Raw genomic sequence first — 14,590 nt, 5'->3', positions numbered from 1 at the left:
GATCGACAACGAAAGCCCGGCCGGGAGGTGAACCTCCCTTTGCCTCCTGGGGTGACCCGGCTGGGGCGGGTCGCCGGAGGTTGTGCGCGGACGGACGCCATCCGCCAGAATACCCGACTAGGCTTCCACGACCGGCAAGGACGCCGCCAAGCGCGTGCCGGGGAGTTATCTTGAGCTGCTTCCGGCCTGTCCATGACGTGAATGACGAGGGTCTGCATCTCCCCGATCACCGTCGTGGATGCGGTTATCTACCGCTGTCCAGCACGCAACAGCGGGAGAGTCGATGCGCGTTCAGCGAGTACTCATGCCGGAGTCGGAGAACGAGTCGTGGACCCTGCTCGGCGACGATCAGGTTCCCATCGAGCCGGTGGAGCAGTTCCTGGCCTTCCTCACGTCGATCGAGAAATCGCCCAACACCGTCAAGGCCTACGCCCACGACCTGAAGGACTGGTTCGCCTATCTGAACCGCCAGTGTCTCGACTGGAACAGCGCCGGGCTGGAGGACGTCGCCGGGTTCGTCGCATGGTTACGGCTGCCGCCCGAGGCGCGCGACGGGAAGGTCGCGGTCCTACCAACCGTCGCGCACCACTGCTCGGCGGCCAGCGTGAACCGCAAGCTCGCCGCCCTCACGTCGTTCTGCGAGTTCCACGCCCGCCACGGCGACCTCGAACTGGCCAGGCTGTTGATCACCATGCAGCCCGCGGGCCGTCGAGGAGCCGCGACATCGTTCAAACCGTTCCTGCACCACATCACCAAGGGGGAGCCGGAACGGCGGCGGACGATCAAGCTGAAATCGTCCCCGCCCCGGCCGAAGGTGCTGACCGCCCCGCAGGCGCAGGCCGTGTTGGACGCATGCGAACATCTACGCGACCGCCTGTTGTTCGCCGTCCTGCTCGATTGCGGAGTACGCATCGGCGAGGCCCTCGGCCTACGGCACGAAGACATGAACATCGCCGAGCAGACCGTCACCGTCACTCCCCGCGCGAACGCCAACCGAGCCCGAGCCAAAGCCGGAATCTCACGGACGACCCCGGCCAGCCCTGAGCTGATGCGGCTCTATGCCGACTACCTCACCCGCGAGTACGGCGCGTTGGACTCCGACTACGTGTTCGTCAACCTCTTCGCCGAACCCCACGGTCGGCCGTGGACCTACCGCGCGGTCTATGACCTGGTCCAGCGGCTCCGCCGCCGCACCGGGATCGGCTTCGAGCCGCATCACTACCGGCATACCTACGCGACCTGGCTTTTGCGTCGGGGCGCCGGGATGGAGAGCGTGAAGGAACTCCTCGGTCATGCCTCGATCACCACGACGATCGACACCTACGGGCACCTCACCGTCGAGGACGCCCGCCAGGCACTGGAGTCCGCGGGCTGGTTCACCGGACGGGAGGTCCGGCTGTGACCGCCGTCGGAACGGTTCCCGCAGGGGCGGGCCTGCTGGAGAAGTTACTGGCCAGCGTGCGGGCCGAGTTCCGCGCCGAGGTCTACCACCCTGACCGGGACGACCCGGTGTTCGTCACGACCGAGTGCGCAGTCGACGGTTGTGACCGTCTGGTCGCCCAGCACGGGCTCTGCAACGGGCACGTCATCCGCTGGCGACACCGCGGCGGCCCCACCATGGCCGAGTTCCTCGCCGATCCCGGTCCACCGGTTCGCGGCCGTGAGGAGCTGCGTGAGTGCGCCGTCGACGGCTGCCGTTTCGGGGTCAACGGCCGCGGGCTGTGCTGCAAGCATTACGACAAGTGGGCACGCCAGGGCCGCCCCGAGCTCGGGGCCTGGATCACCTGGGCGGTCGTCGCCGCCACTGGGGTCGCCGAGTGCAGGATGCCGTTTTGCAGCCTGTGGGTGGAAAACGGCACCAAGGTCTTCTGCCAGAACCACCAGTACCGGTGGGAGTACTCCGGCCGTCCCGAGGTGGAGACCTTCATCATCGACTGCCAGCTCACCGGCAGCGCCGACATCGACCTGCGAGGGCTCCCGCCTCAGCTGATGCTGGAGTTCCAATACGCCCTGCAACGGCGGCACGATCAACGGCTGCGCACGGTTTCGACGCAGTTCGTCGCCGAGGCGGTGCACCGTGTCACGGCCGCCGGGGTCTCCTCGCTGCTGGACTGCTCTCCGGACCAGTGGCGCGCGATGTTCCGCGCGCGGATGCACGCCGGTGGAATCTTCCTGCTGGACGCGCGGGAGGCCGTGGAAATGCTGCGGGACGGGACTGGCTGGGAGATCGAATACCACCGCGACGTCTGGCGTCTCCACCTGCTGCCCGGCGTTGATATCGGCCCCGGCCGCCCCACTGAACGCGCCCACCTGCGCTTCGACCGCATCGCCCAGCCCTGGCTGCGCGCGCTGGCCAAGCGATGGCTTCGCCTGAGGCTGTCTTCCGGACTCAGCGCCGCCATCGCCAAAGCCGGACTCGACGCCCTGGCCTGCTTCAGCCAGCTGCTCACCACCGCAGGCGTCACCGCTCTGGCCGAGGTCGACCGGCCGCTGCTGGAGCGTCACCTGGCCTGGGTGAACAACGGGAAGGGAGGTCTCGGGGTCAAGAAGACGCGCATCGGACAACTCAACACCTTCCTGCGCGACATCCGCAGGCATGGCTGGGATGACACGCTGCCCGGCACCGCCGCGTTCTTCCCGGCGACACCGCACCGGTTCCCGAGAAGCTCAACCGCCGTCTGGCCGAATACGTCATGGCGCAGGTCGAGGCACCCGAGAACCTGGATCGCTGGCCCGACCCCGCCGGACGACTGATCACCTTGATCCTCATCCGCTGCGGCCTACGCATCTCCAGCGCCCTGGGGCTGGAGTTCGACTGCCTCCTGCACGACGGACAGGGCGCCCCCTACCTGCGCTACCTCAACACCAAGATGAAACGCGAGGCGGCTGTCCCCATCGACGAGCAGCTCGAGGCCGACATCATCGAACAGCAGCGCCGCGTCCTGCACCGGTGGCCCGACGGCATCCCACACCTGTTCCCACGGCCGAACTCCAACGCCACGGGACAGATCCCGGTGCAGCCCACCAGCTTCCGCGGCTCCCTGGACCGGTGGCTGAACAGCTGCGACATCCACGACGAGCACGGCCGCCCGGCGAAGCTGACCCCGCATCAATGGCGGCACACGTTCGCCTGCCGTCTGATCAACCGCGACGTCCCCCAGGAGGTCGTCCGTGTCCTGCTGGATCACGAGTCCCACAAGATGACGGCCCGCTACGCCAAAATCACCGATCAGACGGTCCGGCGGCACTGGGAACAGGCCACCAAGGTCAACATCAACGGCGAACGCGTCACCCTCGATCCTGATGGCCCGCTCGCCCAGGCGCAGTGGGCCAAGACCCGCGTCGGCATGGCCACCCAGACCCTGCCCAACGGCTACTGCGGGCTCCCCGTCCAGAAGAGCTGTCCCCACGCCAACGCCTGTCTGACCTGCCCGGTCTTCATCACCGGCCCGGAGTTCCTCCCCGAGCTGCGCGAGCAGCACCGCCGGACCCTCACCCTCATCGACATCTCCACCGGCAAGGGCCAGACCCGCGTCGTCGAGATGAATCAGCAGGTCCTCGCCAATCTGGACCGCATGATCGGTGAGATCGAAAAAGACGACCTCACGCCGGGGGCAGCCGATGCGAGCTGACAACACCCGTCACCTCCTCGCCGCGGCGCAGCGCCGAACGGAGCAGACTCGGGCGAGGGCACTGGCGGCCCTTCGCGGCATGGACGCCACCGGCAAGCCGGTCAATTTCGACACCGTCAGCCGTGAGGCGGGCGTCTCTCGATCCTGGCTCTACGCCCAAAACGACCTACGAGCCGAGATTCAACGGCTTCGCGAACGCTCACCTCAACCGGCCGGCTCTTCGCCACCGGATCGTCAGCGCGCCTCCGAGGTCTCCCTCCTTCGACGTCTGGAGGCCGCCACCACACGCATCCGAGCCCTCGAAGACGAGAACCGGCAGCTCCGCGACGCGATGGCCCGCGCTCTCGGCGAGGTGCGGGCCCACGAGATCCTCGGCCAGCCAAGCACCCGCGACACGCCGAAGAGGAAATCCTCGAAAGTGGTCGGACCGTGCTGATCACAAACCGCGAATGCTTCGTCGGAGACACCGTCCGCCGCGCGGAGCACCAGGTCAACATAATGATCATTTCGAGAGCTCAAGATAAGGGCAGGAAACGGGGCCTGGCGGTGAACGCGCTGGGGTTACGTCAGCTCGCGGAACGCACTCTCAGACCGGCTCCCCGGCTCTGGCGACCACCGCGAGACAGGAATGGGGGCCGGACTGCGCCGTAGCCCGGCCCCCGCCGGCCGCCTCGTCATTGAGGGCGGCGGTCCTGATCAGTCGTCCCAGCAGTTACCGACCCAGTTGGAGGACGACGTGCTCGTGGTGCGGGTGATGGTCGGGATCGTGCCGTCGGCGTTGAAGCGGAAACACTCGGCGTGGACCTTGCGGGAGTGCGGGGTGCCCGACGCTCCGTCGTGGTAGAAGAACAGGCTCATGCCGTTCGGGCCCCAGCCCTCGACGATCGTCGCCTGGTTGGTCCACTCGGTGCTGCTGCCGGACATGATGATGCCCCGGTAGGTGTACGGACCGTCGATGTTGTCCGCCATGGCGTACGCGATGACCGAGTTCCCGCTCTGCGGCTTGGAGGCGAACATCAGGTACCACTTCTGCGTACCGTTGACGTTGCGGTAGAAGAGCTCCGGGCCCTCGAAGTAGTAGTCGTTGTTGTTGTCGCAGCCGCGCAGGCTGGTGGGCACGCTGGTCATGTTGACGGTGCCGGCCGGCGGGCTGGCCTGGTTGATGACGAGCGGCTTCGGCCAGCCGGACAGGACGGACAGTTCGAAGTCCAGTTGCGCGAAGGAGATCTTGCCGCACGGGCGGGTGTCGAAGTCGCCGTTGGCGTAGGTGATGAACGGCCACCAGTCGTTGCTGAAGGACGGATCGCTGGCGTATCCGCCGTTGGGGGCGGCGCTCCCGTTGCCGTTCGTGGCGAGGTTCATCGTGTGAAGGTAGGTGTAGGTGCTGCCCGGGTCGATGCTGGCGGAGCGGGAGACGCCGATCCTGGACGAGGCGTGCGGCTGGTTGGTCACGTCGAGATCGGGAACCAGCAGGTTGTAGCGCCCCCAGGGGTTGTTGTACCAGTCGGTGGGCGCCCACAGGTGTCGGGTGTTGTTGTCGACCCAGCCGCTGTAGCCGGGGTTCTCCCTGAAGACGACGCCGCCGACGCTGGTGCCGTCCACGCTCACGCTGCTGCCCTTGGCCTGCCAGTTGGACTGGACGCCGGGGTTGGACCCCTGCGGCAGGAAGTACATCCGTGTCACCGACATGGGATACGGGTTGCCGCCGTTGTAGTTCCAGCCGGACGGGCGGTCGTCGCGTGAGGTGGTCAGGCAGAGACCCCACGCGTTGCCGGTGTAGCACCAGCGGGCGTCCGGGTCTGACGAGTAGTCGTTGATGATCGGGTTGTTGGGCAGCACGTCGGCGGATGCAGCGGTGACGGGGAAGATCGACGCCGAGACGACGACGATGAGACTCCCGATGATCCGAAGCCGCGAGCGTTTCGGATGGTACATGTGGTGCTCCTGTCAGTGATCGCCTTGCGCAGTGATCGTCCGACAGCATCGGCGCGCGCCGGTTGGGCAGAGCCTCGTGGCCCAGCCGCGGCGCGCGACGGACGACGGGGGTGTCTGCGGGAGCGTCCACCCATCCCGGCCTGGGGAGCACAGACCGTGATGAAACCAGCACATGAAGTCGTTTAAAAGTTGTTGCCCACAACATAAGTGCGAAGACAAGACCTGACAATGGCATTTTTGTTGCCTGCCATAACAATTAGGAAACGCGCCGTTCATCTACCGCACAGGATCTTCCGGGGTGTAGTGAGTGTTTCCGCCGGCGCGTACCGGTGCAGCCCTCAAACGCTGCGCAGGACCGACACCACGATGCCCAGCACCACGGCGGCGTCACCGTCGATGACGTCGTAGGCGGGGTTGCGCGGTTCGAGAACGACATGCCCGCCGCGGCGGCGGAACACCTTGACGGTCGCCTCCCCGTCGATCATGGCGGCGACGATCTGACCCGAATGCGCCTCGGGCTGCTGCCGGACCACGACGATGTCGCCGTCGCCGATCGCTGCGTCGATCATCGAATCGCCCCGCACCCGCAGGCCGAACACAGTGCCCCGGCCGGTGAGGTCGCGAGGCAGGGTCAGCGTGTCCTCCACGTACTGCTCGGCCGGGATGGGAGTGCCCGCGGCGATGTCGCCGACCATGGGTACGCTCACCAGGTCGACGGCGGGTTGCGGCGCCGGGGGGCGCAGGAACAGCCGCACGTCGATCGGCCTGGTCATCGCGGTGCCCCGGCGGAGGAAGCCCTGCTCTTCCAGGCTTTTGAGGTGTTTCGACACCGACGAGGGCGAGCGCAGCCCAACCGAGTGGCCGATCTCGCGGGTGCTCGGCGGGTATCCGTACCTGACCACCCAGTCCCGGATCGTGGCCAGGATCCGCTGCTGGCGCTGCGACAAGACCGAGGAATCCAGGTGTTCGAACATGTCAGTGTCGTCATAGGCGGTCACCTGCGACATGCTAGAGCCCAGCGCCTGCCGCGCCCGGACATCCGGCCAGCGTGGCGCGCTGCACCGGATCAGAGGAGCGCCGTGATCTCGGGCCAGGAGTAGAAGACCTCGCCGGGTGGCACCTCGCCCGCGAGGACTCCGCCGAGAGAGGTATAGAAGCGGCGGGCGCGTTCGTTGACGGCCAGTACCCGAATCGCCAGCGAGCCGAACCCGTCGGCGGACAGATCGGCCGCCGCCGCCCGTAACAGGGCACGGCCGTGGCCATGGCCCTGATGGCCGGGACGGACCGCGAGGGCGTAGATCTCGGCGTCAAGGCCGAGCTCCGGATCCGCCGGGCCGGCCATGACCAGACCGATGACCGTCCCGTCCGGCAGTTCGGCGATCCTGGTGTGATGCGGCCGAGGCCGTTCGGCCGCCTCCCCCACGAGATTCCGGCGCCAGTTGGCGGCGGATTGCTCGCGGGTGACGTCGAAGTCCTCAAACTCGGCGAACGCGGCACAGGTGACCTCGGCCATGACATCCGCGTCGGACGGGTGGGCGTACCGGATCGGCATGACCGGAGCGTACGGCGAGACCGGGCGGATGAGGCCGCTTGACCTTGACACAGTGACAAGGTCTTCACTGGTGCCGAGGAGGTGGTCCCGATGACCATGCCGGAACAGGACACGGATACGATCCGAGTTTTCCAGGGGCTGGAGGACAGCCGTTCGTCAGTGCGGCTGCGGACGGCGCTGGCGGTCGGCACGACCCCTGACCCGCGGTTCATCGACAAGCTCATCGAACGATGCGCGATCGAACCCGAATTCTACGTGCGCGACATGCTCACCTGGGCACTCGCCCGCCACTCAGCGTCAATGACGGTCCCCAAGCTTCTCGATGAAGTCCGCTCGGAGCGTGCGCAGGCACGAAGCCAGGCGTTGCACACACTGTCCAAGATCGGGGATCGGCGAGCGTGGCCGGCGATCACCCGGGCGCTGCTGTCCGACGCCGACGATGAGGTGGCGCGGAGCGCTTGGCGGGCCGCGGTCGTGCTGGTGCCCGAAGGTGAAGAGCCCGAGTTGGCCGTAGTGTTGTCGGCACAGCTCGGGCGCGGCGAACGTGAGGTGCAGCTGAGCCTCAGCCGGGCGCTGATCGCGCTCGGTGAAGTGATTCTGCCGACTCTGCGCGCCGCGATGACGGATCCCGACCCTCGCGTGCGCGCGCACGCGATCGCCACGGAGCGGCTGTTGCGCGACCCGGACGCCGGATTCGAGTTCGCGATCAAGGAGGCGAAGCGCGTCGTGGCCCTCGGCGGCCAGGAGGGGTGATCGGCAGTGTTGATCGGTGATGTGGCACGACGGTCCGGGGTCAGCGCCCGCATGCTCAGGCATTACGACACGCTCGGCCTGGTACGGCCAACGGGTCGCACCGACGCCGGCTACCGGGAGTACTCCAGCGAGGACATCCGGCGGATCTTCCATATCGAGAGCCTGCGTTCATTGGGGCTGTCGCTGCGTGAAGTCGGGCGCGCGCTCGATGATCCCGGCTTCACGCCCGCAGAGCTCGTCGACGACCTCATCCGCCAGACGCGAGAACGCATCGCAGCTGAGACGGAGCTGCTCACACGACTCCGTCGGATCGGCGCCGCGGAACCCGCCGGCTGGGAAGACGTCCTCCAGATCGTCGCACTCCTCCAAGCGCTGGGGTCGAAGAGCGCCGGAAAGCGCCAGCACGCGGCCTTGTCCTCAGTCGAGGAGGTTCCGGTGCCAGTGGAAGCACTGGTCGAGGCCGCGCTGAGCGAGACGGACCCGAACGTCGCGGGAGCCCTTCGATGGGCTTTGGCGCAATTGGGCGACAGCGGATTGGCGCTGCTGGCGGAGGGCCTCGGCTCACGATCAGCCGAGGTGCGGAAACGCGCCGTCCAGTCCATCGCCGAGATCCCCAGCGATGAGGCGACCGCACTGCTGCGGGACGCCTTCGCGAACCCCGACATCGTGGTCCGCAGATATGCGGCTCTGGCGCTCGGAGCACGTGGAGTGGCCGACGCGGTCCCGACACTCATCGATATGGTCGTCGAGGGGACGAATGACGTCGACGCAGCCGATGCACTGAGCGCCCTGGCGAGTCGTCCCACGCTGGCGGACCAGATCGCTACCAGGCTCGTCGATCGCCTCGCCCACAGCACCGTTGAATCGTCCGCACGTCGACGGCTGACACAGGCGCTCGCGGATATCCCGGGCATCACGGCGTCACGTGCCCTCGCGGATCTGTCACATGACGAAGACCGTGGCGTCGCGCTTACTGCGACATACATTCTCGGGCTACGCAACGCACGATAACGGCGGTGCTGTGTGAGGCGAGCGTCGATCAGCTCGGCTGGCGGATCGAAGGACTGGGGCGCTGATCGGCTACCTCTGACCGAGCGTGACGTTTACGGAGTGAGGGTGATCTCGGCCAGTTCGCGCCAATCCTGCCGCTGGCCGGCACGGGTCGCTTCGGTGAACGCGGTTTCGCCGAGGTGGTTCCGTGTGTCCGCGGTGATTCTGGAGAAGTCCGGCTGCGAGCGATCCGGAGTGCCGCGCACGCCGTCGCTTGCCGCGAGCAATCGTGCGGCCTGCTCGTACTGTCCCTGGCGCAGGGCGAGATCCGCGATCCCGATCAGAATCTCGGCGATCAGCGGCGGGTACGTCGTGTCGACAGCCGCGCGGAGTGCCTCGCTCCGGTGCGCGCGGGCCTGCTCTGGATCCTCGGTGAGGTAGCCGTACAGGTCCATGGTCTTGGCGTGGATGAAGCTGGCCATTTCCGCGTTGCCCTGGACCGCGTGCGCCGTGGCCAGGTGCTGGCGGGCCTGGTCCGGCTCGCCGCGCCAGCGCGCCAGTCGTGCCTTCGAAATCGCCAGATCGGCGAGCGCGTCCGGCCAGGCGATTCCGCTCGCGTGCCGCTGCGCTTCCGCCATGGCGGACGTGCTGGATCGCTCATCGCCGAGCAGCCAGTACAGCTGAGCCTGCCGCGCCCGCAGGCCGACCACGTCCTCGGTCGCGCCGACCTCGGTCAGTGCCTCGATCGCCTCTTCGTAGTGCTCACACGCGCGGGCGAACTCGCCGCGCATGGCGACCCGGTCGGCCAGGAAGGTCAGCGCCATCGAGATCCCCCACCGGTCACCCAGCGTGCGGAACTCGGTGAGGGCGAGCTCGATGTCGATGTCCACGTCTGTCTCGTCGCCGCCGAGCGTGAGCCGCAGTCGGCCACGCGTGAGCCTGGCCTGCGCGCGCACCCAGGGTTCGGCGTCGGTGATGAGCGGCTCGAACGCGGGCAGGAACTCCGTCGGCTCCCGCAGCATCCGTTCCAGCGGCGCGACGAACCCGAGCAGCGGGTTGCGATACCCGCTGCGCTGGATGAACCGGTGCGCCTCGCGGATCCAATCCTCCGCCTGATACTGGTCGCGGCCGGGCCCGGAGGTCACGAACACCGTCACGAGGGTGTACGCCAGCGCCCGCACCTCATCGGGCACCTCGCCGCGCAGCGAGGCCGCCGCGACGCTCAACTCGGTGCCCTCGGTCCGCTGCCCGCTGAGGTAGTAGTACCAGCCCGCGGCCCCGACCAGCCGCATCGCCTCCTGGGCCCATCCCTCGGCGATCGCTCCGCGCAGGGCCGCACCGATGTTGTCGTGGTCGGCCTGGAGCGTGGTCAGCCACTCCAGCTGCTCGGCCCGGCGCAGGTGCGGATCGGCTGTCTCGGCCAGCTCGGTGAAGTAGGCGAGGTGCGCCCGGCGCGCCGGCTCGGTCTCCCCGGCCTCGGCGAGCCGGTGCGCCGCGTATTCCCTGATGGTGTTGAGCATCCGGTAGCGCGGCGCGCCCTCGCCGTCGGCGAGTAGCAGCGATTTCTCGATCAGCGCGGTCAGCACGTCGAGCACCTGCTCCCCGGCGGACGCCTCGTCCCCGCACACCCGTTCGGCGGCTTCCAGGCTCACCCCGCCGGAGAACACCGAGAGCCGCCGCAGCACGCCACGTTCGGCCTCGGTCAGCAGGTCCCAGCTCCAGTCGACGACCGCGCGCAGCGTCTTGTGCCGGGGCAGCGCCGTACGGCTGCCGCCGGTCAGCAGATGGAATCGGTCATCGAGCCGACGTGCCAGCTGATCGACAGACATGGTGCGCAGCCGGGCCGCGGCCAGTTCGATGGCCAGCGGCATCCCGTCGAGCGCCCGGCAGATCCGCGCCATGGCCGACAAGGTGTGCACGTCGGAGCCGATGTCCTTGCGCATCAGACCCGCACGGTCCCGCAGCAGCCGTACCGCGGGTGAGGACCCGACTTCGGCGGTATCGGCTCCCTTCGCGGGCAGCGCGAGTGGCTCGACCTGCCACAGCACCTCCCCGGTGATGCCGAGCGGTTCCCTGCTCGTGGCCAGGATCCGCAGCCGCCTGCACTCCCCCAGCAGCCGGTCCGCGAACGCCGCGGCCGCCTCGATCACGTGCTCGCAGTTGTCCAGGACCAGCAGGATCGCGCGCTCCCTGACCGCGGCGATGAGCCGATCCATCGGTTCCCCGCCCCGCACACCACCGAGCAACGGCTGGTCACGCAGGCCGATCGCGGTGAGGGCGGCCTGCGCCAGCTCACCGCCTGCCCGCACCGAGGCCAATTCGACCAGCCACGCCCCATCCGGCAGATCGGCGAGCATCGTCCGCGCGGTCTCCGTGGCCAGTCTGGTCTTGCCGGAGCCGCCCGGCCCCGTCAGCGTGACCAGCCGGTGCTTGACGGCCAGATCGGCGGCCGCGGCGATGTCCTCGTCCTTGCCGACGAAACTCGTCAGCTCGGCGCGCAGGTTCGTCCTGCGATTCTCCGCCCGCTCGCCCAGCTCGCCACGGAGCAGCGCGGTGTGCAGCGCGGAGAGCTCGGCCGAGGGGTCCGCGCCCAGCTCCTCGGCGAGCCGCTCGCGCGTCCGCTGGTACACGGTCAACGCCTCGTTCCCCCGCCCCGCCTCGGCGAGCGCTCGCATCAGCGCCGCCACGAACCCCTCCCGCAGCGGGTACGTGGCGACCAGCCCGGTCAGCTCGGAGACCAGCTCCGAGCCACGGCCGAGGCGGATGTCCGCGTTCACCCGATCCCCGAGCGCGGCGACGTAGAGTTCGTCCAGACGTGTGACCGCGGCGTCGAACGCGTCGCTGTCTCGCGGTGCGATGTCCGCCATGGCCGTACCGCGCCACAGGGCCAGGGCCGAGCGCAGCAGATCCGCCCGCGCCGCGGGCTCGGCGGCACGGGCCTGACCGACCAGGTGCTCGAACCGGCGCACGTCCACGGCATCGGGAGCCACGGCCAGCCGGTATCCGCCGGAATCCGCCTCGATCACACCGTCCGGCAACACCCTGCGCAGCCTGGACACCAGCGCCTGCAAGGCATTCACCGCGTCCGCGGGCGGCTGTTGCCCCCAGATCCAGTCCACCAGCCTCGCCCGCGTGACGATCCGGCCAGGTTCGAGGGCGAGTGCGGCCAGCAGCGCGCGCAGCCGAACGCCAGGAACCTCCACCATGGCTCCATCGCGGTTCCGGACCTCGAACGGCCCGAGCAATTCAACTCGCACATCGGCAATTGTGCCGAACCATGGCAACGACCGACTAATCGCCACTGCTCGCCACCCCCAAACACCGCCGGCCTTCATCAGACCGTTATCGCAGGTCGGGCGAATGTTGGCGCCAAGAGCGGTCGTCACGGTGGCTTGGTGCGACACGCTGGTCACGCTGCGGCATTTTCGACTACAGGCCGGGCGGCGGTGTCGGATCGGGCCGGAGGTGTTCGTAGTACGGGTGAGTGGTCGCGGGCGAGGGGCGTCCCCGAAGCACAGGAGATGATACGAGATGCAGTATCTGGTTTCCGTGATCGCCGACACGACCGACTTCGCCACCCCGGACGAGGAGGCCGCGATCGACGTGTTCAACGACCGGCTCCAGGCCGAAGGTCACTGGGTCTTCGCCGTCGGCCTCGGCGCGCCCAGCACGGCCACGGTGATCGACAACCGCGGTCCGGAGCCGTTGTTCACCGACGGGCCCTACGTGGAGTCGAAGGAGTTCCTCATCGGCTTCTGGATCATCGAGGCTCCCGACCTCGACGTGGCGCTCAAGCTGGCAGCCGAGGGTTCGAAGGCCTGCAACCGGAAGGTCGAGGTGCGGCCGTTCCTGTGAGCGTGATCGACGTACGGAAGGCGATCACCCGGGCCCACCGCGAGGAGTGGGCCCGGGTGGTCGCCGCCCTGACCAGGCATTTCGGTGACCTCGACATCGCCGAGGAGGCGACGGCCGAGGCGTTCGCGACCGCCGTCGAGAGGTGGCCGGCCGACGGCGTACCCGCCAACCCCGGCGCCTGGCTGACCATCACCGCCAACCGCAAGGCCATCGACCGGATCCGGCGCGAGAACAAGCGCGGCGCCAAGCAGAAGGAGGCCCAGCTGTTGTACGACGACGCCCCGCCCGAGCCGCTCGGCGCCATCCACGACGAGCGGCTCCGGCTGATCTTCACCTGCTGTCACCCGGCGCTGGCCATGGAGACCCGCGTGGCGCTGACGCTGCGCATGGTCGCCGGTCCGACCGTGCCCGAGATCGCCCGCGCCTTCCTGGTCCAGGAGTCCGCCATGGGGCAGCGGATCACCCGCGCGAAGGCCAAGATCAAAGCAGCGCGCATCCCCTATCGGGTGCCGCCCGCGGAGGATCTTCCGGACCGTGTCTCCGGCGTACTCGCCGTTCTCTACCTCGTCTTCAACGAGGGCTACCTGGCGACCGGCCCCGGCACCGATCCGGTACGTCACGACCTGACCGCCGAGGCGATCCGGCTGACTCGCCTGATCCGTGCCCTCCTGCCGGCCGACGGTGAAGCGGCCGGACTGCTGGCGCTGATGCTTTTCATCGAGGCCCGCCGCACCGCCCGGGTTTCGGGCAGCGGCGAGCTGGTCGCCCTCGTTGAGCAGGACCGTGGGGCCTGGGACACGGCGTTGATCGCCGAAGGCCACCGGCTGGTACGCGAGCGCCTGGCCGCCGGTGTGGCCCCGGGCCGCTACCAGATCCTCGCGGCGATCAACGCCGTGCACACCTCCGCCCGCGACGTACGCGACACCGACTGGTCCCAGGTCGTCGCCCTCTACGACCAGCTCGTCCGCCTCGACCCCTCGCCGATCGTCGCGCTCAACCGAGCCATCGCGGTCGCCGAACTCGACGGCCCGGAGGTGGCACTGGCCGCCGTCGACCGGCTCCAGGACAAGCTGGCGGGCTATCACGCCTACCATGCGACGCGCGCCTACCTGCTGCGCCGGCTGGGCTACAGCCAGAAGTCGCGCGCGGCCTACGACAAAGCCATCGATCTGGCGGGCAACACCGCCGAGATCGCCTACCTGACGCGCCGCCGCGACCAGTTGGGGTAGCGCCGCGTCTTTCGCTCAGTCGTCCTGCTCCGCTGTGAGTCTTGGCCTGGCCAGCGGGTATTCGGGGCGGAGACGGTTCGACCTGCTGTAGATCGTGAGGGCCGTGGTGAAAATCCGCGGCAGGTCCCGATCAAAGGCGGCCAGGGAAGTGATGTGGGCGGCGACGGGCACGCCGGGCCGTTCCGGAATGGCCTCGCGGAGCAATGCCCTTAGTTCGGTTTCGGCTCTGGCAGTCTGCTCGTCCTTCATATTCCACACCACGATTGGCAGTGGACGCGAAGCCAGTCGGCAGACGCGGCGCAGGCTCTCCCGCAATTCGGCGTCCCGGACCGCCCACGGGTCCACGACGATGACACCGGGCGCGTCAGGGCCGTCGTCGCGAGTCAGCTGATCCATGTGACCGCCCAATGGACCGACTTCGGCCAGAAATCCGTGCAGCACCGCCTGTTCCCTTGCGTAGGCGACCAGGGGGCGCTGCCCCTTGGGCTCGGAAAACGGGTTCCAGTCCTGCGGGTCCCGGCCGTACGACTCCGCCGACCTTCCGCTGGGCAACCGGGACAGGTCCGGGGCGGCCACAGTCAGGCGCATCCTGGGGATGGACTGGTTCGCGTCCGGGCCGAGGTCGTGGAAGGCGCTTCTCAGCC

At 68.4% G+C, this 14,590-nt stretch carries 13 protein-coding genes; 8 read left to right on the top strand and 5 right to left on the bottom strand.

All coding sequences use genetic code 11. The features are described from left to right. Window positions 1-283 precede the first annotated feature (283 nt). From Acor_RS24635 to Acor_RS24625, 4 genes are read left to right on the top strand one after another with little or no spacing between them, the layout of a single operon-like run. Window positions 284-1,402 carry a tyrosine-type recombinase/integrase gene (locus Acor_RS24635; RefSeq protein ID WP_155339114.1) on the top strand — a complete coding sequence of 373 codons (1,119 nt, stop codon included), beginning with the start codon at window positions 284-286 and terminating at the stop codon, window positions 1,400-1,402. Beyond that, window positions 1,399-2,754 (top strand): hypothetical protein, encoded by a 1,356-nt coding sequence (locus tag Acor_RS43395; protein ID WP_218034453.1) that lies wholly within the window; start codon window positions 1,399-1,401, stop codon window positions 2,752-2,754. Before Acor_RS24635 ends, Acor_RS43395 begins: the two co-directional genes overlap by 4 nt. Then, a complete protein-coding gene (locus Acor_RS43390) occupies window positions 2,694-3,632 on the top strand; it encodes a tyrosine-type recombinase/integrase (protein ID WP_218034452.1) in 939 nt (312 codons plus the stop codon). Before Acor_RS43395 ends, Acor_RS43390 begins: the two co-directional genes overlap by 61 nt. Continuing rightward, the gene (locus tag Acor_RS24625; protein ID WP_155339113.1) at window positions 3,622-4,068 is read left to right on the top strand and encodes a DUF6262 family protein; all 447 of its coding nucleotides are present in this window, start codon (window positions 3,622-3,624) and stop codon (window positions 4,066-4,068) included. Before Acor_RS43390 ends, Acor_RS24625 begins: the two co-directional genes overlap by 11 nt. Before the next feature lie 260 nt (window positions 4,069-4,328). Here the strand turns inward: Acor_RS24625 and Acor_RS24620 are convergent, their stop codons facing one another. The 3 genes from Acor_RS24620 to Acor_RS24610 all read right to left on the bottom strand — a co-directional run bounded on the left by Acor_RS24620 (window position 4,329) and on the right by Acor_RS24610 (window position 7,119). Then, on the bottom strand, window positions 4,329-5,567 hold the full coding sequence (locus tag Acor_RS24620) for a hypothetical protein (protein WP_155339112.1): 1,239 nt from the start codon (window positions 5,565-5,567) through the stop codon (window positions 4,329-4,331). A gap of 338 nt (window positions 5,568-5,905) precedes the next feature. After that, window positions 5,906-6,574: a transcriptional repressor LexA gene (lexA, locus tag Acor_RS24615; protein ID WP_218034451.1), complete on the bottom strand. Its 669-nt coding sequence runs from the start codon at window positions 6,572-6,574 to the stop codon at window positions 5,906-5,908. A gap of 59 nt (window positions 6,575-6,633) precedes the next feature. Next, window positions 6,634-7,119, bottom strand: coding sequence for a GNAT family N-acetyltransferase (locus Acor_RS24610; protein ID WP_155339110.1), 486 nt, complete (start codon window positions 7,117-7,119; stop codon window positions 6,634-6,636). A 90-nt stretch (window positions 7,120-7,209) separates the two neighbouring features. Between Acor_RS24610 and Acor_RS24605 the strand changes: the two genes are divergently transcribed. After that, entirely contained in the window at window positions 7,210-7,872 is a 663-nt protein-coding gene (locus Acor_RS24605) for a HEAT repeat domain-containing protein (protein ID WP_155339109.1), read from the top strand. Between the two features lie 6 nt (window positions 7,873-7,878). Next, window positions 7,879-8,883, top strand: coding sequence for a HEAT repeat domain-containing protein (locus tag Acor_RS24600; protein ID WP_155339108.1), 1,005 nt, complete (start codon window positions 7,879-7,881; stop codon window positions 8,881-8,883). A gap of 92 nt (window positions 8,884-8,975) precedes the next feature. Here the strand turns inward: Acor_RS24600 and Acor_RS24595 are convergent, their stop codons facing one another. Next, window positions 8,976-12,119: an AfsR/SARP family transcriptional regulator gene (locus Acor_RS24595; RefSeq protein ID WP_170317060.1), complete on the bottom strand. Its 3,144-nt coding sequence runs from the start codon at window positions 12,117-12,119 to the stop codon at window positions 8,976-8,978. Between the two features lie 274 nt (window positions 12,120-12,393). On the opposite strand from Acor_RS24595, the gene Acor_RS24590 reads away from it, so the two are divergent. Both Acor_RS24590 and Acor_RS24585 read left to right on the top strand, forming a co-directional pair. Beyond that, window positions 12,394-12,717, top strand: a complete 324-nt coding sequence (locus tag Acor_RS24590; RefSeq protein WP_155339106.1) for a YciI family protein — start codon at window positions 12,394-12,396, stop codon at window positions 12,715-12,717. After that, entirely contained in the window at window positions 12,714-13,946 is a 1,233-nt protein-coding gene (locus tag Acor_RS24585; RefSeq protein ID WP_218034450.1) for an RNA polymerase sigma factor, read from the top strand. Before Acor_RS24590 ends, Acor_RS24585 begins: the two co-directional genes overlap by 4 nt. Before the next feature lie 15 nt (window positions 13,947-13,961). Here the strand turns inward: Acor_RS24585 and fsxC are convergent. After that, the coding region (fsxC, locus tag Acor_RS24580; protein ID WP_218034449.1) for an FxsC protein at window positions 13,962-14,590 on the bottom strand (629 nt) is incomplete at its 5' end.

It is taken from the genome of Acrocarpospora corrugata (assembly GCF_009687845.1).
GTDB lineage: Bacteria > Actinomycetota > Actinomycetes > Streptosporangiales > Streptosporangiaceae > Acrocarpospora > Acrocarpospora corrugata.
Note: the sequence above shows the minus strand (reverse complement) of the source record. Positions and strands in the feature narration are given on the sequence as shown.